The following is a 19,396-nucleotide window of genomic DNA, read 5'->3' as shown; positions in this document are numbered from 1 at the left end:
CCTACGCCTCCTTCACCTCGGCGACAGGGGCGCGGGCCTCGACCTTCCACGGCAGGCAGAGGCGGAAGGTCGTGCCCCGCCCCTCCTCGCTCTCCACCACGAGCTTGCCGCCCTGCGCGAGGGCGGCCCGCCGGGCGATGGTGAGCCCCAGGCCGACGCCACCGGGCTTGCCCGGTTGCACCGGCTGGAAGAGGCTGTCGCGCCGCTCCGGGCTCATGCCCGGCCCCGAGTCCTCGACGGCGAAGACGAGCTGCCGCTCCTCCTCCTCGAGCCACACCCGAACGAAGCCGTGCTCCGTGTATTTGATCGCGTTCTCGATCAGGTTGCCGAGCGCGTCGGCCAGCAGGTCGGGGTCGGCCTCCATGCGCAGCGACCGGTTGCCGCTCACGTCGAGGCGCAGCCCCTTGCGGTGCGCGTCGTGCTCGTAGTCGGCGACGAGCTGATCGACCACCTGCGCCGGCGAGAGCTCCTCGGGGTGGACCGGCAGCTCCTCGGGGCGGAAGCGCTCGAGCCGCAGCACCGCATCGACGAGCCGCACCATCCGGCGCACCGTGCGGCGGAGCCGGGACAGGGTGGCCGGTTCGTTCAGGTCGAGGCCCCGCTCGGCCCGCTGCACGTAGAGCTGGAGGACCGAGATCGGGGTCCGCAGCTGGTGGGCGAGACCTGCCAGGTAGAGCGAGCGCTCCCGGCTCACCCGCTCCGCCTGGTAGGTCGCATAGCGCCGGGCCGACTCGGCGGTGAGCTCGAAGATCGCCACGGAGAAGAGGGAGTATTCGCCGAAGGGCACCGTCTCCCCCCGCTCCTCGAGCCACGAGCGGATCTCCTCCACCACGAACGCGTACTCCCGCACCAGCTCCTCGATCGGGACGTCGTCGCGAACCCGGTCCTCCGGTGCGAGCCTGCCCGGCTCCTTCCAGAGCGCCCCCGCCGACTCGACCGACAGCTCCCCCGAGGCCATCGCCTCCCCCAGGGCCCGCAGCTGGACGGCGAGGTGATCCTTGAGCACCGCCTCGGTGAGGTCCGGCCGTGCGGGCCCCTCCTCGAGCCAGCGCCGGTACCAGCGCTCGACCAGTTCCTCGGTGTGGGCACACAAGAGCTCTCCCAGCGACGCCACCATCACCTCCGCTTCAAGAAGTAGGGCCGCCGCTCCCGATCGGCCCCCCCGGGCCGGCGGGCGGTGCCCCGGCGTAGCGCCCCCGGTGGACACGCCCCCCACCACGCCGGCCCAGCCGGCAGGCTGCCGTGCGCCCCCTTCCTGCTTGGTGCGGGACGGCGCCTCCTGCATGCTGGGGGAAGTCCGGCGCTCCCTCCCCCAATGCCCCCGAGGCCGGAACCGCCCCGCCATGCCCCTCTGGTCCGCCCTCGCCACCGAAGCCCGCGCCGACTACACCGCCTTCCTTCTCGCGGGGCTGGCCCTCGCGATCCCGCTCATCCGCAACCTCGCCCCGCCGGCGCAGCGCCGCCGCGTGCGCGGCATGGTGCTCCTCACCCTCGCCCACCTGGCGCTGCTGGTGGCAGGCGTCCTGCTCCGGGGAACGGAGCCCGAAGTCCACCGCGACCTCCGCCTCGCCTCCCTGGCTTGCGCGGCGCTCGCCGCGGTGGGGATCCTCGGCACGCTCCTCTTCTCGGTGGTGCTGCCGCGTCTCCACCTCGCGCTCCCGAAGATCCTCCAGGACGTGCTGATGGCGGCAGCGGGCATCGCCGCGCTCTTCGCCGTCGCGAGCCGCGTGGGCTACGACGTCTCGGGCCTGCTCACCACCTCCGCCATCGTCACCGCGGTGATCGGTCTCGCCCTCCAGGACACCCTGGGCAACCTGGTGGCGGGGCTCGCCGTGCAGTCCGATCACTCGATCCGCATCGGCGACTGGATCCAGGTGGGCCAGCTCGCCGGCCGCGTCACCGAGATCCGCTGGCGCTACACCGCCATCGAGACCCGCAACTGGGAGACGGTCTTCGTCCCCAACGGCTCGCTGGTGAAGAACCAGGTCACCGTGGTGGGCCGCCGCGACGGCAGGCCCGTGCGCTGGCGCCGCTGGGTCCACTTCAACGTCGACTTCCGCACCGGACCTGGCGACGTGATCCGGGTGGTCGAATCGGCGCTGCGGAGCGGGCCGATCGATCACGTCGCCGCCGATCCCGCGCCCAATTGCATCCTGCTGGAGCTCGGCGAGAGCTACGCCCGCTACGCGGTCCGCTACTGGCTCACCGACCCAGCGCAGGACGACGCCATCGACAGCGTGGTCCGGGTCCGCGTCACCTTCGCCCTCAAGCGCGCCGGCATCCCGCTCTCGATGCCCGCCCACGCCGTCTTCCTCACCGAGGAGAGCAACGAGCGGAAGGTGGAGAAGAGCGAAGCGGATCGCGAGCGCCGCCGCGACGCGCTGGCCCGGGTCGACCTCTTCCGCGACCTCACCGACGACGACCGCCGCCGGCTCGCAGCCGACCTCAGCTACGTGCCCTTCGCCGCAGGCGAAACGATCACGAGGCAGGGCGCCGAGGCCCACTGGCTCTACCTGCTCGTCGCCGGCGAGGTGAGCGTGCGGATCCGCGCGGAGAGCGGCCACGAGAGCGAGGTCTCGCGCCTCGCCGCCGGGAGCTTCTTCGGCGAGATGTCGCTCCTCACCGGCGCCCGCCGCTCCGCCACCGTGGTCGCCCTCGACGACGCGGAGTGCTACCGCCTCGACAAGGCGGCCTTCGAGCAGGTGGTGCGGGACCGCCCGCAGCTCGCCGAGTCGCTGGCCGAGCACCTCGCCCGCAGGCGGATGGAGATCAGCGCCATCCGCGAGAACCTCGACCGCACCATCGAGCCGCAGAAGCTCGCCGCGGCCAAGCTCGATCTGCTCGAGCGGATCCGCGATTTCTTCGGCCTCGACGATGACGAGGACGAGCGCAGCCGCCGGGCGGGGTGACGCAGGTTCGCAAAGTCGAACTTCAATTTTATTGAAGTCCGATTGACGAAAATGAAGGCGAAGTGGGAAAAAGGGTCCATGTCCCGGTTGCCCACCGCCTGCCCTGCCTGCGATTCGGCCCTCGAGGTGACGCGACTCGCCTGCGCCCGCTGCGAGATGCAGCTCGAGGGGCGCTTCGAATTTCCCGAGCTCCTCCGCCTCTCCCGCGACGACCTCGACTTCGTCCTCGCCTTCGTCCGCTCCTCGGGAAGCCTCAAGGAGCTCGGGCAGCTGCGCGGGCAGAGCTACCCCACCGTCCGCAACCGGCTGAACGAGATCATCGCGCGGCTCACCGTGCCCACCAGCGATCCCGAGAAGGAGCGCCGCCGGATCCTCGACGCCATCGCCGGCGGCACGATGACCGTCAAGGAAGGCGCGCGCCGCCTGCAGGAGCTCGAATGAGCGGCGAGCACCAGCGCATCCTCGAGATGCTGGCTGCAGGAAAGCTCGCGCCGGCGGAGGCCGAGCGGCTCCTCGCCGCCCTGCGCCGGCCCCGGGCCCGGCCAGGCCTTTGGCTCTTCCAGCCCCTCGAGCTGCTCCCGACCCACATAGCCCTCCTCGTCGGCGTGGCTGCAGCGGCGGCGGGGCTGCTCCTCTCGCTCCTCCGGATCCGCTTCGACGGCGCCCTCGATCTCCACCTCGTCGACGCGCAGGTCCCGTGGAGCGTGGCGCTCGTCGATCACTTCCTCGCCTGGCCCGCCACCGCGCTGGTCCTCTGGGGGGCGGCCCGGCTCGTGGCCCGGCAGGGGCGCTTCGTCGATTTCCTCGCCGCGGTGGGTGTCGCCCGCGTTCCCCTGGTCCTCGCGGCAGCGCTGGTCGGCGGGGTGGGCGCGCGCTTCGATCAGGTGGACCAGGGAGCGGTCCCGCCCGCGGTCGTCGTCGTCGCGCTGTTGACCCTGCCCTTCGTGGCCTGGTTCGTGGCCCTGCTGGTCACGGGAATGCGCACCGCCGCCGGCCTGCGCGGGGCGCGGCTGGCAGCTGCGGCGGTAGGCGGCATCGTCGCCGCCGAGATTCTGACCAAATTGGCGCTCCTGGCGATCTGAGCCAGCGCGCGTCGTTGCATGGGGGTGCCAAGATGCGCTGCGTTCGCTACGTCCTTCTCTCGATCCTGCTCGCAGCCTGCGGCGGAAGCCAGGCTGCGCTCCAGCCCCGCGCCGGCGGCAGCGGGGGCGCCGGTGGAGACGGCGGCTCGGGTGGCGCCACCGGCACCCCCGTCGACGCCAGCAGCCGCGAGGTCTCCTTCGCCTCCGCAGCGGCGGACGGCTTCCTCCACGTGGGCACGCTCCAGATCCCCGCGCACGTGGAGGGCGAGCGGCTCCCGGCGGTGATCTTCGCCCACGGCAGCGGCCCCAACGACCGGGACGAGACCCTCCGCGGCCAGCTCGGCATGAGCTTCGGCGTCGAGATCCCCGTCTTCGCCGAGCACGGCCAGGCGCTGCAGGACGCAGGCTTCGTGGTGCTCCGCTTCGACAAGCGGAGCTGCGGCCCGTTCAACGGCTGCGCCGACAACGGCTACGCCGCCATCGACCCCGACGCCGTCACCATCGACACCTTCGTCGAGGACGTGGAGGGCGGCCTCGCCTTCCTGGCGACCCAGCCGGAAGTCGACGCCGAGCGGCTCTTCTTCGTCGGACACAGCAAGGGCGCCAGCTACGCCCCCCGGCTCCTCACCGACCACCCGCAGCTCCGCGCCGGCGTGATGCTCGCCGCGCCCTTCGTCACCATCGACAGGGCCCTCGTCCAGCAGGCCGAGAAGCTCGAGGAGATCCTCGTCGCCACCGGCGCGAGCGAGGCGCAGATCGACGCCGCCCTCGCCGACGTGCGCGCGATCGCGGCGGACGTCACCGCCCTCCACGAGGGAACCTTCGCCGGCACGCGGATCGGCGGCCTGCCCGTCGCCTACTGGAATTCCTGGCTGCGCCTCGGCGAGGAGGCACCCGCCCTCGCCGCCGCCCTCGACCGGCCGCTGCTCGTCCTCTCCGGCGGCTACGACTGGAACGTGCCGCAGGCGGAGACCGAGGCCTGGGCAGCGCACTTCGGCGAGCGCTCGCCCCACGAGACCCGGATCGTTCCCTGCGTCACCCACGCGCTCAACTGCATCGACAACCCGGACTGGATGAAGATCCGCCCCGGCGACATCGGCGCGCACGTGGATCCGGCGGTGATCGAGGAGCTGCTCTCCTTCCTCGCCGCAAGGCGCTGAAAGCTGCGGCGCGTTGGGCCCTCAGCCCTCGCTCGCGCTCACCCTTCCCGCTTCAGATCCCGGCGGTAGGGCGCGAGCTTCTCCCGCAGCGCGTCGGTCCAGGGCACGGGCTTGCGCGTCTCGGGATCGATGCGCACCAGCACCCTGCTGCCGGTGGCGTAGTCGACGTCTTCGTCGAGCGGTAGCACGCGGAAGCCGAAGGTGAGGCTGGTGCTCCCCAGCTTCTCCACCCAGATCCGCACCCGCACCTCGCCTACGCCGGTGACCGGCCGGTCGTATTGGATGTGGTTGGCCCGCACCAGGTGGCTCATGTCGGGGTTGGCGGCGAAGTCGAGGAGGCCGCCGCGCTGGCCGAGCTGCTTCCAGAAGGAGCCGATCGTCCGCTCGATCAGGAGCACGTAGCGCGCGTTGTGGAGGATCTGGAAGGCGTCGAGGTCGTCGAAGTAGACGCCGTGGGTCGTCTCGTAGAAGCGCATCGCGGCATAGATAACCCATCGCCGCCGCTGCGCCACCTCCGCGCGACGAGCTACGGCGCCAGCGCCTGCCGCAGCGCGGAAGCCACCGCCTCCCGCTCCGCGTCCTCGCGGTAGGGATGCCGGGGCCAGAAGAAGCCCTTGAGCCCGTCGCCCCTGGTGCGGGGCACCACGTGGAGGTGGAGGTGGGGCACGCTCTGGCTCACCCGGTTGTTGATCGCCACGAACGTGCCCTGCGCGCCGACCACCCGCTCCACCGCCGCGGCGATCCGCTGGCCCTGCACGAAGAAGGGGCCGACCTGTGCCGCCGGGAGATCGACCAGGGTCTCGTGGTGGGCCCGCGGCACCAGCAGCACGTGGCCGGGAAAGAGCGGCCGGTGGTCGAGGAAGGCGAGGGCGTCCTCCCCCTCCCAGACGATCGCAGCGGGCACCTCGCCCCGCACGATCCTGCAGAAGACGCAGCTCAACCCGCTTCCTTGCGCCCGTCGGGAAAGAGCGGGAGCGACGGGTCCGGCTCCGCGAGCGGGTCCCGCGCTGCAGGCCCCTCGAGCGCCGCCACTGCACCAGCCGAGGGCGAAGGCGCCTCGGTCGCCACCTCGTGGGGCAGCGCCACCGCAGCGACCTCCGCCATCTCGTGGGGCTGCGGCGCAGCGGCGGGAACCATCGCCACCACCGCCCCGCCGGCTGCCTCCGCCGCCACCTCCACCGCCTCCGGATAGCCCCGGAAGAAGCGCTCGTAGAGCCGCTGCACGAAGGGATGATCGATCGCGAAGACGAGCCCCGACGCCAGGGTGATGCTGAAGAGGATCGCCCCCACCGCCGCCGCCTCGATCGCCTGGCCCTCGGCGATCCCCGCCTGCACCGGCACCGAAGCCAGCACCGCCGCGGCGAGCCCCCTGGGTGCGAGCACCGAGGCGACCCGGGCATCCCGGCGCGGCGTCACCGCCCGGGGCAGGCCGAGGCGCACCACCAGCGGCCGCGAGGCGAAGATCGCCGCGGTGACCAGCGCGCCGTAGATCCAGGGCTGCCACGCGCCGAGCTGCAGCGAAGCGCCGAGGTAGACGAAGAAGAAGACCTTGAGCAGGAACGCCACCTCGGCGAGGAAGAGCCGCTCGCCTGGCGCGAGCTCGAGCCCCGCAGCGGCGCTGCTCCCCTTCGCCACCGCCGGCGCGTTGCCCAGCACCACGCCGAAGGCGAGGCAGGCGATCGCCCCGAAGGTCCCCAGCGCCTCCGCCAGCGCGTAGACGAGGAAGACCGCGGCGCCGATCGCCACGAAGCTCACCCGCCGCTGCCGCATCGCCTTGAGGCCGCAGGCCCAGAGCAGTCCCATCCCGCCGCCGAGGAGCAGCGCGCCGCCGAAGCCGAGGCCGAGCTGGGTGCCGATCTCCCCGGCGTTCACCTCGCCTGCGGAGAGCGCGCCCACCAGCGCCAGGGCGAAGACGATGCAGAGCACGTCGGTGAAGGCCGACTCGAGGGTGAGCACGGTGCGCGTGTCCCGCTCGAGCTTCATCGCCTGCACGATCGGGATCACCACCGCCGAGGAGGTGCCGCCGAGGATCGCGCCGAGGAGCATGCCTGCCAGCGGCCGCATCCCCATGAAGACGACGCCCACCACCGTGAGCGCCACCATGGCGGCGAGGAAACCCACCAGCGTGATCCGCAGCGTGCCCGAGAAGGCGCTGCGCAGATCCGCGAGCCGGAGCTGGATCGCGCCCTCGAAGAGGATGAGGACCAGCGCGCTGGTGGTGAAGACCTTGGCGAGGCCGCCGATCTGGCTCACGTCCACCAGCCCCGTGGCCCCTGCGGCGATGCCGAGCCCGAGGAGGACCAGCACGTCGGGGACGCCGGTGCGGCGGAAGAATTGCTCGAGGCCGAGGCCCACGAAGACCAGCAGCGAGAGGACGGCGAGGATGACGGTCGGATTGGCCACGGGCCGAACCTAGCATCAATCAGCCCTCCAACCGACGCACCGAAAAGCATCCGCCCTTTGGCATGATGGGCCTCCGGCCGAAAGAGGAGGCGCACGCATGGCTGCCAGAGAACCGAAGCAGGACCTCGAGACCCTCGCCACCTGGGGCACGGAGCACCTCGAGCAGGTCATCGCCCTCGACTCGCAGAGCGACGAGTCGAGCCACACCATCCCCTCCACCGAAGGGCAGCGGCGCCTCTCCGACCATCTGAAGGCCTTCTTCGCGGGCCTGGGCTACGAGGCGGAGCAGGACGACTACTGGAACCTGCTCGTCCGCATCCCCGCCAACGTCGAGCACCGCGTGCCGGCGGTGGCCTTCATGGTCCACATGGACACCGCCCACGGCACGCAGGCGGTGCCGCACCTCCACCGCATCGACGGCTGGAAGGGCGATCGCGTCCCCTATCCCCGCAACGAGCGGCTCCACGTCTCCGCGCAGGACTACCCCTACCTCCGCCACTTCGTCGGCGACGATCTCCTCCACGGCCCCGGCGACTTCCCCGTCGGCCTCGACGACAAGCTCGGGATGGCGGAGCTGATGACGCTCGCCCGGGTCCTCCGCGAGAACCCGGAGATCCCCCACGGCGAGATCGTCCTCGTCTTCCGGCCCGACGAGGAGATCGGCCGGATGGAGGCGGTGGAGGGTCTGGCGCAGGTGCTGGAGCAGCGCGGGGTCCGCTTCGGCTACACCGTCGACGGCCTCGCGCCCTTCGAGATCAACGTCGAGAACTTCAACGCCTCCCGGGGCCGCGTCCGCATCGCCGGCCTACCCCTGCAGGCGGAGGGCACCCGCCGCATCACCCTCGCCGCCACCGGCGTCAACACCCACGGCGCCACCGCGAAGGAGGAGGGGTACCTCAACGCCACCGTGATCCTCGCCCGGGCGATGGCCGCCCTCGAGGGGCGGCGCGACGTGGTGCCGGTGGCCTTCGAGACCGATCCCCTCCTCGAGGCCAATGCCCGGATCACCTTCGCCGTCACCGACGAGCGGGCGGAGGCGGATCTCCTCGCCGCCTTCGAGGCGCAGATCGCCCCCCACCGCGGGCGCGGCGCCCACGTGGAGGCGGTGGCCCACGGCGCGCCGCAGCCCGGCGAGACCGACGCGGTCATCCGCCTCGTCGCCCACCTCCGCCACTTCCTCGATGCCCCGGGGCCGACGCCGCTCCTTTCCCAGGAGAGCGAGGGCTTCGAGGGCTACTCGAACCCCCACCGCGTGGGCCACAGCGGCGACGTCCTCCTGCTCGACTACCGCCTCCGCGACTTCACCACCGCGGGGCTGCAGGCCCGGGAGCGCCACCTTCGCGAGGTCTGCGCCGTCCACGGCCTGCCGGTGGAGGTGGCCGACCTCTACGTCAACATGGGCCCCGCGCTGGCGAAGCACCCGGAGCTGGTGGCGTGGGCGGAGGAGGCGCTCCGCTCGATCGGCGTCGAGCCGCAGCGGATCCCGATCCGCGGCGGCACCGGCGTCGATCCCTTCCTCGAGCGCGGCATCCCGGTGGCCAACCTCGGCACCGGCTACTTCGCCCCCGAGAGCGAGAAGGAGCTCACCTCCCGGCAGAACATCGCGCGCCACACCCGCTGGCTCGTCCAGCTCGCGCAGACGATCGCCGCCGCCGGCTGAAGGGGTGATGCACACCTTCCCCTCAAGACGGGGGAGGCGGCCATGGTGACCTGGAGCCAGCTGCGGCGCGTGCCGCTCTCCGGCGTGGACAGCGCCTGGCTGCGGATGGAGGAGCCCGGCAACCCGATGATCGTGGTCGCGCTCCTCACCTTCGCCACGCCGCTCGCGGTCGAGCGGCTCCGCGAGGTGGTCCGCGGCCGCTTCCTCCGCTTCGCCCCCTTCCGCTCCTGCGTGGTCGAGCGCCATCTCGGCCTGCCGCAGTGGGAGGAGGCGCCCGCCCTCGATCTCGACTGGCACGTGGTGGAGGAGCGGCTCCCGCCCCCCGGCAGCGAGGGCGCGCTGCAGCGCCGGGTTTCGGAGCTCCTCGGCGCCCACCTCGATCCCGATCGGCCGCTCTGGCGCATGCACCTCGTGCAGGGCTTCGGGACGGGGAGCGCCCTCGTCTGCCGCATCCACCACGCCTACGGCGACGGCACCGCGCTGCTCCACGTGCTCCTCTCGCTCACCGAGGGGGCCTCCGACGAGCCGCCGCTCCTCCACCGTTCCCTCTCCCGGCAGCAGGCCGGCCTCGGCGATCTGCTGGAGCATCCCGGCCAGGCAATCGAGCTCGCCCGCCGCGGGGTGAGCGGCGCCGCCTCGCTGGGCAGGCTCCTCCTCCTGCCCCCCGATCCGCCCACCTCGCTCCGCGGTCCCTTGAGCGGCAGCAAGCGCGCCGCCTGGACCGCGCCGCTGCCCCTGGACCCCCTGCGCGACGCGGCGCACCGGGGGAAGGGCAAGCTCAACGACCTCCTCGTCGCTGGAGCGGCCGGGGCCCTGCGCCACGTGCTCCAGGCCCGCGGCGAGAGCGTGGACGGCCTCTCCTTCCGCGCCCTCGTCCCCGTGGACCTGCGGCCGCCCGAGGATTTCGGAAGGCTGGGCAACCACTTCGGCCTCGTCTTCCTCGATCTGCCCGTCGGGATCCGGGGCCCCCGCCACCGCCTCGCCGAGGCCCGGGCCCGGATGGAGGCGCTCAAGCGCAGCCCGGAGGCGATCGTCGCCTTCCACCTGCTCCACGCCCTCGGCCTCGCCACCCCGGAGCTCGAGGCCCTCGGCGTGCGCTTCTTCTCGACCAAGGCCTCCCTCGTCCTCACCAATGTCGCCGGCCCCACCGACTTCCGCACCCTGGCGGGCGGGCGGGTCGAATCGCTCCTCTTCTGGGTCCCTGCTTCAGGTGGCATCGGCCTGGGCCTCAGCCTCTTCTCCTACGCCGGCAGCCTCCGCCTCGCGGTGGGCGCCGACGCGCAGCGCCTCCCGGAGCCCGAGGCGCTGGTGGCGGACTTCGAGCGGGAGCTGGTCCGCCTCGCCTGAAGGACCCGCCTCCTCGACGCGAGCGGGGCCGCTGGGCTATAGCCGCCCCACCCGATGTCCGAGCACCAGGCCCCACAGAGCAGCGGCGTCACGGCGCGCCTCCTCGCCGGCTTCCTCGCCCTCGATCCCGCGATCTGGCGCCTCGCGCTGGCCCGCTCGATCAACACCATGGGCTTCTCGCTGGTGATGCCCTTCCTGGCGCTCTACCTGGTGCGGGATCGCGGGGCGAGCGGCGCCACCTTCGGCCTCGTCTACCTCCTCTCCGGGATCTGCTCCGCGGTGGGGCAGGCCGTCGCCGGCGAGCTCACCGATCGCGTCGGCAGGCGCAAGGTGATGGTGGGTGGGCTCCTCTTCCGCATGCTCACCATGGCGGCCCTGGGCTTCGCGGTCCTCGCCGAGGGACCCGTCCTCCTGGTCGGAGGGCTGGTGGTGCTGGCCGGTTTCCTGCGCGCGATCTTCGAGCCGCCTGCGAGCGCCGCGGTCACCGAGCTGGCGCCGCCGCAGGCCCGCGTCGCCGCCTTCGGCCTGCAGCGCATGGGCGTCAACCTCGGCTGGGCGGTGGGCCCCGCCCTCGGCGGCCTCCTCGCGGCGCAATCCTACGGCGCGCTCTTCTTCGTGGCGGCGCCGGCGACGCTCCTCGCCATCCTCGCGGTGCTCCCCATCCCCGACGGCGGCGGCAGCGCCGCCCGCAGCGCCGAGCCCTTCACCCCGCGAGCGATCGCAGCCGCCCTGCGCGAGAACCGCCCCTTCGCGCTCTACCTCGGCCTCGTCCTCGTCGCCTCGATCCTCACCGTCCAGATCTTCTCGACGCTCTCGGTCTACGCCTCCACCGAGCTCGGTCTCACCGAGGCGGACGTCGGCCTGCTCTATACGGTGAACGGCGTGCTGGTGGTGCTCTTCCAGGTCCCGGCGGTGCAGCTCGTCGGCCTCTTCGGCATGCGCCGCACGCTGGTCCTGGGCGCTGCGCTCTACGCAGCCGCCTACCTGCTCTTCGGCGCGGCGGCGGGATTCGTCGGCCTCGCCCTCGGCATGGCGGTGCTCACCCTGGGGGAGGTGATCTTCGCGCCGGCCCTCTCGGACCTCGCCGCCACCCTGGGCGATCCGAAGCGGATGGGCCGCGCCTTCGGCCTCTTCGGCCTCACCCAATCCCTCGGCCTCAGCCTCGGGCCGCTCCTCGGCGGCGTGGCCTACGACGGCCTGCGCGGCGATCCCCTCACGCTGTGGGGGATCTTCGCCGTCGGCATGGCGGCGGTGGCAGCGGCCTACGCCCTCCTCGGCAGCCGCCTGCGCCTCGCTCAGTAGCGCGGCACCGACGGATCCACCCGCAGCGACCAGGCGTCGATCCCGCCGGCGAGGGAGACGATCTCCCCCGTCCATCCCTGCCGCTGGATCAGCGCCACGCCGGTGAGGCTGCGCACGCCGTGGTGGCAATAGACCACCACCAGCTCCTCCCCGCCCCGCGGCTCGAGCGTCTCGTCGCCGTAGGCGAGCGCATCGAGCGGCAGCAGCTCGCTGCCGGGCAGCGCCGCGATCTCGTGCTCCCACTCCTGCCGCACGTCGACCAGCCGCGTCGGCGCGCCGGATGCGAGCCGCGAAGCCAGCTCCTCGGGTCCAATCTCTCGAATCATTCGTAGCTCAATAGCAGATGCGGCCTGCAGGGGTGGAATGGACGCGCCCCGTCGAGTAGCGTGCGCCGCGATGAGCACCACCTTCGACCTCCTCCTCCGCAACGGCACCCTCGTCAACCACGACGGCATCGGCAAAGCCGACGTCGGCATCCGCCAGGGACGGATCGCCGCCATCGGCGATCTCGCCACCGCAGAAGCCGACGAGACCTTCGACGCAGCCGGCCTCCACCTGCTCCCCGGCGTGATCGACAGCCAGGTCCACTTCCGCGAGCCGGGCCTCGAGCACAAGGAGGACCTCGGCACCGGCACCGCCGCGGCGATCCTCGGCGGCGTCACCGCCATCTTCGAGATGCCCAACACCAAGCCGGGCACCACCACCGCAGCGGATCTCGAGGAGAAGGTCCGCCGCGCCAGCGGCCGCGCCTTCTGCGACTTCGCCTTCTTCCTCGGCGCCACCGCTGGGAACGCCCGGCATCTCGGCGCGCTCGAGCGCCTGCCCGGCTGCGCCGGCGTGAAGATCTTCATGGGCTCCTCCACCGGCGATCTGCTCGTGGAGGACGACGAGGCGCTCCTCGAGGTGCTGCGCCACGGTACGAGGCGCGTCGCCGTCCACTGCGAGGACGAGGCCCGCCTGCGCGAACGCAAGGCCCTCGCCGCGGAGGGCAGGCCCGAGACCCATCCCGTGTGGCGCGACGAGCAGACCGCCTTCCTCGCCACCGAGCGGCTGCTGCGCCTCGCCAGGCAGGCGGGGCGCAGGGTCCACGTGCTCCACGTCACCACGCAGGAGGAGATGCAGCTCCTCGCCGCGAGCAAGCAGATCGCCACCGTGGAGGTGACCCCGCAGCACCTCACCCTGCGGGCGCCCGCCTGCTACGAGAAGCTCGGCACCTACGCGCAGATGAACCCGCCGATCCGCAGCGGCAGGCACCAGGAGGCGCTCTGGTTCGCGCTGCGCGGCGGCGTGGTCGACGTGATCGGCTCGGACCACGCCCCCCACACCCGCGAGGAGAAGGACCGCCCCTATCCCGCCTCGCCCTCGGGCATGCCCGGCGTGCAGACGCTCCTGCCGCTGCTCCTCGAGCACGTGCACCAGGGGCGCCTCTCGCTGCAGCGCCTCGTCGACCTCACCTCGGCGGGGCCGGCGCGGGTCTTCGGCCTCGCGGGCAAGGGCCGGGTGGCGGTGGGCTACGACGCCGATCTCACCCTGGTCGATCTCCAGGCGGATCGCACCATCTCCAACCTCCACCAGGCGAGCCGCTGCGGGTGGACGCCCTTCGACGGCTACCGCGTCCACGGCTGGCCGGTGGCCACCGTGATCCGCGGCAACGTGGTGCAGGTGGAGGGTGAGATCACCGCGCCGCCGATGGGCGAGGCGGTGCGCTTCACCGAGGCGCTGCCGATCGCTTGATCAGGCAGCGGGGCGGAGCAGCTGCTGCAGGCTCGCCTCGAAGCGCTCCGCGGGGGGCGAGGAGGTCTTCGCCTCCCGATCCCGCGGGTGGTCGGCGAGCTCGGTGAGCTTGAGGCTCGCGCCGTTGGTGAACGTGATCCGCACGGCGTCGTCGTCCACCACCCTGCCGTCCACGAGCTCCGCGGTGGGCACCTGGCGCACGCGCCACGTGTCGATGATCATGAGGCCGTAGGGCGCCACCACCAGCTGCGTGGGCACCGCCTTGAGCGTCACCCAGATCGTCGGTGGCAGCAGCGCCAGGGTGAAGAGCACGCCGAAGATCGGCGCTTCGGGGAGCGCCACCAGCCCGGCGTAGACGAAGACCCACAGGGTGCAGGTGGAGACGAAGAGGGCGTATTCGGCCTTCTTGCGCAGGCGGTAGAGCGCCGCGGGGATCCGCTCCGTGCCGGCGAGGGCGCCTGCGATCGCTTCCGCCTCCTCCCGGCTTTCGGCGAGCAGCCGGAGCACCGAAGCCCGCCGCTCGATCTCCACCGACCAGCGGTCGCCGTCGCGGATCACGTAGACGGTCCGGAAACCCGGCGGGATCGCCCGGCGCTTGCCCCCGTGGACGAGGAAGACGCCGCCGTCGGTCACTTCCGCCACTGCATCGAAGGGCCTGCCGCGGCTCAACGCCACAGCCACCATCGCGAGGATCCCGCCGCCGAGGACGGCGAAGACCACCTTCGCGGTCCGGGCGATCGAGGTGGCCGTGTCCGGGGCCTGGACCGCGTAGGCCATCCCGCCCACCAGCGCCATCGAGGTGAGCCCCAGCACCAGCAGCGGCAGGAGCTCGTTGCCCGCCTTGCGAACCTCCACGTTGGCCTTCGTCACCGCCTACCTCCGACGCAATCGCAGCATCTAGCGCCCGCTAGCACCGCGCGCCACCCGATGCAACGCTCGAAGCTCGCGTTCGCCTCCCGGATCCAGCTCGCTCCGCAGCCTGGCGGCGGCCTCGCCGATCCGGGTGCGGGCCTCCTCCCGCAGCGCCGCCAGCTCGCGCCCCTCGGTGGGGATCGGCTCCAGCACCTGCGCCACCGCCCTGGCGTCGCCGAACCACAAGGAGCCCTTGGGCCTGCAGTTGCGGGTTCCGGCGAGGGCCACCGGCAGGATCGGCACGCCGGCCTCGAGAGCGAGGCGGAAGGCGCCGTCCTTGAAGGGCAGCAGGTTGCCGTCCGGCGAGCGCGTCCCCTCGGGAAAAAGCATCACCGGCACGCCGGCGGCGAGGGTCCGCCTGCAGGCCTCGAGCATCTCCTCGGCGCTCTCGCGGGAGCCGCGTCGGAGCGGAATGTCGCCACCTGCCCGCATCAGCAGGCCGATGAGCGGCAGCCGGAAGAGCTCCACTTTTGCCACCCAGCGCATGTCCCACGGGAGCCAGGAGAGGAGGAAGGGGTCGGCGGTCGATTCGTGGTTGGCCACCACCACGAAGGCCCTTCCCTCCCGGATCCCCGGAGGCGCCTCGCCCCGCACCGAGAAGCGCCAGAGGGGCGTCAGGGCGGAGGTGAAGCGGCCGAAGCGGCGCATCCACCTGCCGCGGATCCGGCAGGCGGGATCCCCGCGGTGGAGGAGGGCGACGAGGCCGAGCACCGGCACGAAGAGCAGGGCGGCGAGGAAGAATTCGGCGTAGGTGTAGATCCCGAGGAGCACGCGGCGCATGTAGGCAAATCTAGTCCCCGTCCTGTCATCCCCCGGTCATGGGGCGCTTGCGGGCCGACGACCCCCTGTCCACCTTCTGGAGCGGCGGCCAGGCAGGCGAACGGGCCGAGGAGGACAGGAACCGATGATGCGGAAGGTGATGCTGGGTGTGGGGGTGGCGGCGCTGATGCTGGCCGGTTGCGCCGGGACCAGCGAGGCGAAGAAGGACGTCGAGGGGGCGGTTGCCGGCCTCGAGGAGACGAAGGAAGGCACGATCGTCGACGTGCAGCAGGATTTCATCGCGGTGCAGGACGCCGAGGATCCGCAGGGCGAGCCCCTGCGCTTCCAGCGCACCGAGACGACCGACCTCGTCCGTGACGAGGAGCCCTTCAGCTGGCCGCAGCTCGCGCCCGGCATGCCGGTGCGCGTGAGCTACGAGGCGGAGGCCGGTGCCGAGCAGGCCAGCCGGATCGAGATCCTCACCGGGAGCGAGGCGGACGAGGTCCGCAGCAAGACCAGCGGCTCCACCGGCTGGCAGAAGCCCGAGGGGATGACCCGGCCCCGCGGCGAGGGTGGCCCGCCGCCCGCCGACATGCCCGGGGCCGCCGAGCCGAATGGCACCATGGAGATGCCCTCCGACGACATGGACGGCGGCGCGATGGACGAGGACGAGTCCTACTGATCGTTCGCGATCCGCAGCCCGAAACGAGGCGGCCTGCTCCCTTCCGGGGGCAGGCCGTCGTGCTTTCGTCGGGCAGCGAGCGTCTCGCCCATCCAGTGGTGAACGCCCACCGCCCGCCCGGTCTCACGCTCGGAACGCCGCGGAAGGGCGGCCCACCCAGAGGATTTCTGCCCGCGGCGGAGGCTGCTACTCATCGCCGCACACGAAACACGCAGCAGGCAATCCGGGGGGGAAGCCGATGCACCCGCTTGGCAACGGTACGCTCAACGTCGACGCCGCTCTGAGTGACGTCGCGCGCATCTATCGCAGCATCACCGGGCGGGACCTGCCCCGCAACGGCAGGCCGGTGGCACCGATCCCGCCGGAGCGGGAGCCGCGCCGGGTGGCGGAGGACGCCCTCGAGCAGCTGGCGAAGATGCTCCACCGGGACGGCCACCAGGCGGTCTTCCCGCAGCAGCCGGCGCCTGCAGCTGCGGCGGCGGTCGATTGCTGGGAGGCAGGCGGCACCCTCCACCTCTACGTCGATCTGCCGGCGGTGCGTCGCGAGTCGATCCAGCTCCTCCTCGAGGGCGCCGTCCTCGTGGTGCGGGCCCACCGCCACCGCGAGCTGCCGGAGGGCGCCAGGCCCACCGCCCTCGAGCGTCCCGTGGGACCGATCGAGCGGCGGGTGGCCCTGCCGCCGGGCATCGAGACCAACTCCGTGGAGGCCTCGCTCCACGACGGCGTGCTCCACGTGCAGCTGCGCCGCCGCGAGGGCGTGAGCGAAGGCCACCGCTAGCCGGAAACACGAGCCATCGACCATGCGGCGCGCCTCCCTGGTGGAGGACGCGGCAGCAGGGGTGTGCCCACGCGCCATTCGCACGGCGCCGGCGCTGGGGGAAGCCATGGACGATCTGGAAAGGCAGCGCCTGCAGGAGCTGGTGGACGCGATCCACCACACCGCAGTCGCTCTGCAGGAGTGGAGTGCCGCTGCTGCAACGAGACGGACCTTTGCCACGAGGGCAGAGGCCGCGGGATGGAGGCCACCGCCCACGCCGAGGGGCTGGTCTCCGGTACGACTCGGCACGACGATGGAGGCTGCGATGTTCGTTCCCTACGTGACTGCGGTTCCCCAGTTCTTCCCGTTCGCTCCCAACGGCATCGGGCCGGGCGGACTCTCGCACACCGGTTACAACCCGCTCGCCGGGACCCCCGGCTACGGCTGGATCAACCCGCTGCAGCTCCAGGGCGGCTACCCCTACGGCTATGGCTACGGCTACCGGCCGATGGGCCCCGTCGGCTACGTCCCCACCTACAACCAGGGGCTCTCGCACACCGGCTACGGCTACGACGCCAACTACAACCCGATGGCGCCCTGGGGCTACGCCCATCCGACCCAGTACGGCTACGCGCCGATGGGCTACGGCCCGATGCAGGGCTACGGCACGCCGATGCACCAGCAGATGCAGGCGCCGCTGCAGCCGAACTGGTCCTCGATCAACGGGGGGCCCCAGACCACCCAGGGTTGACCCGGGTTCCCGCAACTGCGGGATTCTTGCGGGGCCCTCCGGCGACGGAGGGCCCCGCTGTCGTTGCCCCTCGTCGTCGCCCGTCGTCATGGAGGGGGCGAGCGCTTCAGGGCTCGTCGCCGAGGACCAGGGCGAGGGCCTCGTCGAACGAGCCCACCGGCGCGGCCACCTCCCTGGCGAAGAGAGCGGGGACCACCTGCGCCGAGAGCGCCTCCTCGCGTTGCGCCGCCGGGAAGACGAGGCGCTCCGCGCCCGCGTGGAGCACCGCCTCGATCTTCTTGCCGAGATCGCCCACCGGCCGCACGGCCAGGTGCGCCGCCGCGTCGTAGCTCACGGCGCCGGTGAAGACGAGGCCCTGTGGCACCGGCTTGTCGAGGAGCGCCGAGGCGAAGGCGATCGCTGCGGGGAGCCCGAGCGACGGACCGCCGGAGGGCTCGTCCTCCTTGGTGAAGTGGATCGACCAGCCGCACGCATCGAAGCAGGCGGCGCGCTCCGGATAACGCGCGGCAAGGGTCTCGCGGACCGCGGCGAAGATGCGCCGGAGCTGCTGCCGCACCCCGCGATCGAGCTCGCCGTGGATCTCCGCGTCGACGAGGCGGCCGCGCTCCCTGCCGCCAGGGGGCAGGGGGCGGGCGATCAGATCGTGCACCAACCCCACCTGCCTGCCGGGCATGGTGTAGATCGCCGCGGCGCGGACCAGTCCCGGCGGTGGCCACTGGCGCTGCCGGGCAGCGGCTGCGCGGACGAGGAGCCGCTCCGCCCGTTCGGCGCCGCCGCAGCGGGTTTCGATCCGTGCCGCCGCCTCGAGAAAGGGCGGGAGCGCCACGCCGCTGGCCCGCACGCCGGCGAGGATCTGCCGGGCTGCCCCCAGCGCCGGCGCCGGAAGCTCGATCCCCTCGCCGGCGCAGCGCGCGAGCAGCAGCGCGTGGGGAACGTCCGGCCGTGCGACGATCGCCTCCGCTGCTGCAGCAGCGGCCTGGTGGCAGTCGCCCAGGGCGAGCAGCGCCTCCGCCCGCCAGGCGGGCGTCCTGCCGAGATGCGGGAGCGCCGCCTCCGCCTTCCCCTCGACCACCTGCGCGATCGCCCGCTGCAGCGGATCCTCGAGGGAGGCGGCAGCCGGCAGCTCCAGCAGCGCCAGGCGCTCCGCGGTCACGTAGCACCGGGCGGCGGCGGCGATCCGTTCGGCGGCGCTGAAGCGGTGGATGCGGCTGCGGAAGGCCTCCTCCCACGCACGCTCCACGGCGGTGGCGCCTGCCTCGTCGCCGAGGGAGCGGCGGATCTGCAGCAGCCGCGGGAAGGCCGAGACGATCCCCGACGAGGCGAGGAAGCCCAGCACCCGCTCCGCAGCCTGCAGCCCGGCGGCGTCACCGGCCTGCTCGCAGACCCTGGCGAGGATCGCGAGCCTGTCCACGTCCTGCGCGAAGGCGGGATCCTCGCCGAGGGCGGTGAGCACCGCCACGGCTGCGGAAGGCCTGCCGGCGAGCTCGTGGACCAGCGCCTCGATCAGCGCCAGCAATTTCTGCTGCTCACGGTCGCCGCCGGCAGTGGCAGCGGCGCGCCCCTGCGCGCTCGCCACCAGCGCCCGATCGTTCTGCCCGGTCGCCACCAGCCGCAGCACCCGCCGCACCAGCGGCCGATCGCTGCGCTGCGCCACCGCGCCGCTCTCCTCGACCCGGAGCCTGGCGAGAAGCGCCACCGCTTCGCCGCCGCTGGGCCGCGCCTCGTGGAGCCTGCGCCAGCCGTCGAGGGCCAGGCTGATCGCGCCGCGCCGCTGGTCGATCCAGACCAGGAGCGCGAGGCGCTCGGGATCGTCGGGGCGCTCGGCCCGCAGGCTCTCCGCCTGCCGGCGCGCGTCGCCGAGAAAGCCTGCCTCCACCAGCAGGCGTGCCTCGTCGAGCCGGGGATCCGGTGCCGCCGCTTCCTTGCGCATCGGGCGAT

The 19,396-nt window shown here is 72.6% G+C and carries 19 protein-coding genes; 11 read left to right on the top strand and 8 right to left on the bottom strand.

Annotated features, from left to right (window positions below):
- Position 1 precedes the first annotated feature (1 nt).
- Positions 2–1,114 carry a sensor histidine kinase gene (locus tag ACESMR_RS14545; RefSeq protein ID WP_373047820.1) on the bottom strand — a complete coding sequence of 371 codons (1,113 nt, stop codon included), beginning with the start codon at positions 1,112–1,114 and terminating at the stop codon, positions 2–4.
- A 229-nt stretch (positions 1,115–1,343) separates the two neighbouring features.
- On the opposite strand from ACESMR_RS14545, the gene ACESMR_RS14540 reads away from it, so the two are divergent.
- The 4 genes from ACESMR_RS14540 to ACESMR_RS14525 all read left to right on the top strand — a co-directional run bounded on the left by ACESMR_RS14540 (position 1,344) and on the right by ACESMR_RS14525 (position 5,151).
- Positions 1,344–2,909: a cyclic nucleotide-binding domain-containing protein gene (locus tag ACESMR_RS14540; protein ID WP_373047819.1), complete on the top strand. Its 1,566-nt coding sequence runs from the start codon at positions 1,344–1,346 to the stop codon at positions 2,907–2,909.
- Positions 2,910–2,987: 78 nt separating this feature from the next.
- Positions 2,988–3,350, top strand: a complete 363-nt coding sequence (locus ACESMR_RS14535) for a DUF2089 domain-containing protein (protein WP_373047818.1) — start codon at positions 2,988–2,990, stop codon at positions 3,348–3,350.
- Positions 3,347–3,991 carry a YIP1 family protein gene (locus tag ACESMR_RS14530; protein ID WP_373047817.1) on the top strand — a complete coding sequence of 215 codons (645 nt, stop codon included), beginning with the start codon at positions 3,347–3,349 and terminating at the stop codon, positions 3,989–3,991. Before ACESMR_RS14535 ends, ACESMR_RS14530 begins: the two co-directional genes overlap by 4 nt.
- Positions 3,992–4,023: 32 nt before the next feature.
- Positions 4,024–5,151, top strand: a complete 1,128-nt coding sequence (locus ACESMR_RS14525; protein ID WP_373047816.1) for an alpha/beta hydrolase family protein — start codon at positions 4,024–4,026, stop codon at positions 5,149–5,151.
- A 38-nt stretch (positions 5,152–5,189) separates the two neighbouring features.
- On the opposite strand, the gene ACESMR_RS14520 is transcribed toward ACESMR_RS14525, so the two are convergent.
- The 3 genes from ACESMR_RS14520 to ACESMR_RS14510 are packed head-to-tail and all read right to left on the bottom strand — an operon-like array spanning position 5,190 to position 7,554.
- The gene (locus tag ACESMR_RS14520; protein ID WP_373047815.1) at positions 5,190–5,627 is read right to left on the bottom strand and encodes an acyl-CoA thioesterase; all 438 of its coding nucleotides are present in this window, start codon (positions 5,625–5,627) and stop codon (positions 5,190–5,192) included.
- A 50-nt stretch (positions 5,628–5,677) separates the two neighbouring features.
- Positions 5,678–6,091 carry an HIT family protein gene (locus tag ACESMR_RS14515; RefSeq protein ID WP_373047814.1) on the bottom strand — a complete coding sequence of 138 codons (414 nt, stop codon included), beginning with the start codon at positions 6,089–6,091 and terminating at the stop codon, positions 5,678–5,680.
- Entirely contained in the window at positions 6,088–7,554 is a 1,467-nt protein-coding gene (locus tag ACESMR_RS14510) for a cation:proton antiporter (RefSeq protein WP_373047813.1), read from the bottom strand. Before ACESMR_RS14510 ends, ACESMR_RS14515 begins: the two co-directional genes overlap by 4 nt.
- 97 nt (positions 7,555–7,651) lie before the next feature.
- Here ACESMR_RS14510 and ACESMR_RS14505 point away from each other — a divergent pair, with 97 nt between their 5' ends.
- Genes ACESMR_RS14505 through ACESMR_RS14495 form a run of 3 tightly spaced genes read left to right on the top strand, consistent with a single transcriptional unit; the run spans position 7,652 to position 11,863 of the window.
- Positions 7,652–9,214, top strand: coding sequence for a M20/M25/M40 family metallo-hydrolase (locus ACESMR_RS14505; RefSeq protein ID WP_373047812.1), 1,563 nt, complete (start codon positions 7,652–7,654; stop codon positions 9,212–9,214).
- Positions 9,215–9,256: 42 nt separating this feature from the next.
- Entirely contained in the window at positions 9,257–10,561 is a 1,305-nt protein-coding gene (locus tag ACESMR_RS14500) for a wax ester/triacylglycerol synthase family O-acyltransferase (RefSeq protein ID WP_373047811.1), read from the top strand.
- Between the two features lie 54 nt (positions 10,562–10,615).
- Positions 10,616–11,863, top strand: coding sequence for an MFS transporter (locus tag ACESMR_RS14495; RefSeq protein WP_373047810.1), 1,248 nt, complete (start codon positions 10,616–10,618; stop codon positions 11,861–11,863).
- Here the strand turns inward: ACESMR_RS14495 and ACESMR_RS14490 are convergent.
- Positions 11,857–12,189 (bottom strand): rhodanese-like domain-containing protein, encoded by a 333-nt coding sequence (locus ACESMR_RS14490; protein ID WP_373047809.1) that lies wholly within the window; start codon positions 12,187–12,189, stop codon positions 11,857–11,859. The genes ACESMR_RS14495 and ACESMR_RS14490 overlap by 7 nt on opposite strands.
- Positions 12,190–12,259: 70 nt before the next feature.
- Between ACESMR_RS14490 and ACESMR_RS14485 the strand changes: the two genes are divergently transcribed.
- On the top strand, positions 12,260–13,597 hold the full coding sequence (locus tag ACESMR_RS14485) for a dihydroorotase (RefSeq protein ID WP_373047808.1): 1,338 nt from the start codon (positions 12,260–12,262) through the stop codon (positions 13,595–13,597).
- On the opposite strand, the gene ACESMR_RS14480 is transcribed toward ACESMR_RS14485, so the two are convergent.
- Both ACESMR_RS14480 and ACESMR_RS14475 read right to left on the bottom strand, forming a co-directional pair.
- On the bottom strand, positions 13,598–14,467 hold the full coding sequence (locus tag ACESMR_RS14480; protein WP_373047807.1) for a hypothetical protein: 870 nt from the start codon (positions 14,465–14,467) through the stop codon (positions 13,598–13,600). It lies immediately after the preceding gene.
- 27 nt (positions 14,468–14,494) lie between these two features.
- On the bottom strand, positions 14,495–15,289 hold the full coding sequence (locus tag ACESMR_RS14475) for a lysophospholipid acyltransferase family protein (RefSeq protein ID WP_373047806.1): 795 nt from the start codon (positions 15,287–15,289) through the stop codon (positions 14,495–14,497).
- 127 nt (positions 15,290–15,416) lie between these two features.
- Between ACESMR_RS14475 and ACESMR_RS14470 the strand changes: the two genes are divergently transcribed.
- From ACESMR_RS14470 to ACESMR_RS14460, 3 genes are all read left to right on the top strand, one after another.
- Positions 15,417–15,950, top strand: a complete 534-nt coding sequence (locus ACESMR_RS14470; protein ID WP_373047805.1) for a hypothetical protein — start codon at positions 15,417–15,419, stop codon at positions 15,948–15,950.
- A gap of 238 nt (positions 15,951–16,188) precedes the next feature.
- Positions 16,189–16,728 carry an Hsp20/alpha crystallin family protein gene (locus tag ACESMR_RS14465; RefSeq protein ID WP_373047804.1) on the top strand — a complete coding sequence of 180 codons (540 nt, stop codon included), beginning with the start codon at positions 16,189–16,191 and terminating at the stop codon, positions 16,726–16,728.
- A 304-nt stretch (positions 16,729–17,032) separates the two neighbouring features.
- A complete protein-coding gene (locus ACESMR_RS14460; protein WP_373047803.1) occupies positions 17,033–17,458 on the top strand; it encodes a hypothetical protein in 426 nt (141 codons plus the stop codon).
- 106 nt (positions 17,459–17,564) lie between these two features.
- Here the strand turns inward: ACESMR_RS14460 and ACESMR_RS14455 are convergent, their stop codons facing one another.
- Entirely contained in the window at positions 17,565–19,388 is a 1,824-nt protein-coding gene (locus ACESMR_RS14455) for a S16 family serine protease (protein WP_373047802.1), read from the bottom strand.
- Positions 19,389–19,396 lie beyond the last annotated feature (8 nt).

It is taken from the genome of Vulgatibacter sp., assembly GCF_041687135.1.
Lineage (GTDB): Bacteria > Myxococcota > Myxococcia > Myxococcales > Vulgatibacteraceae > JAWLCN01.
This window is presented reverse-complemented; position numbering and strand designations above follow the sequence as displayed.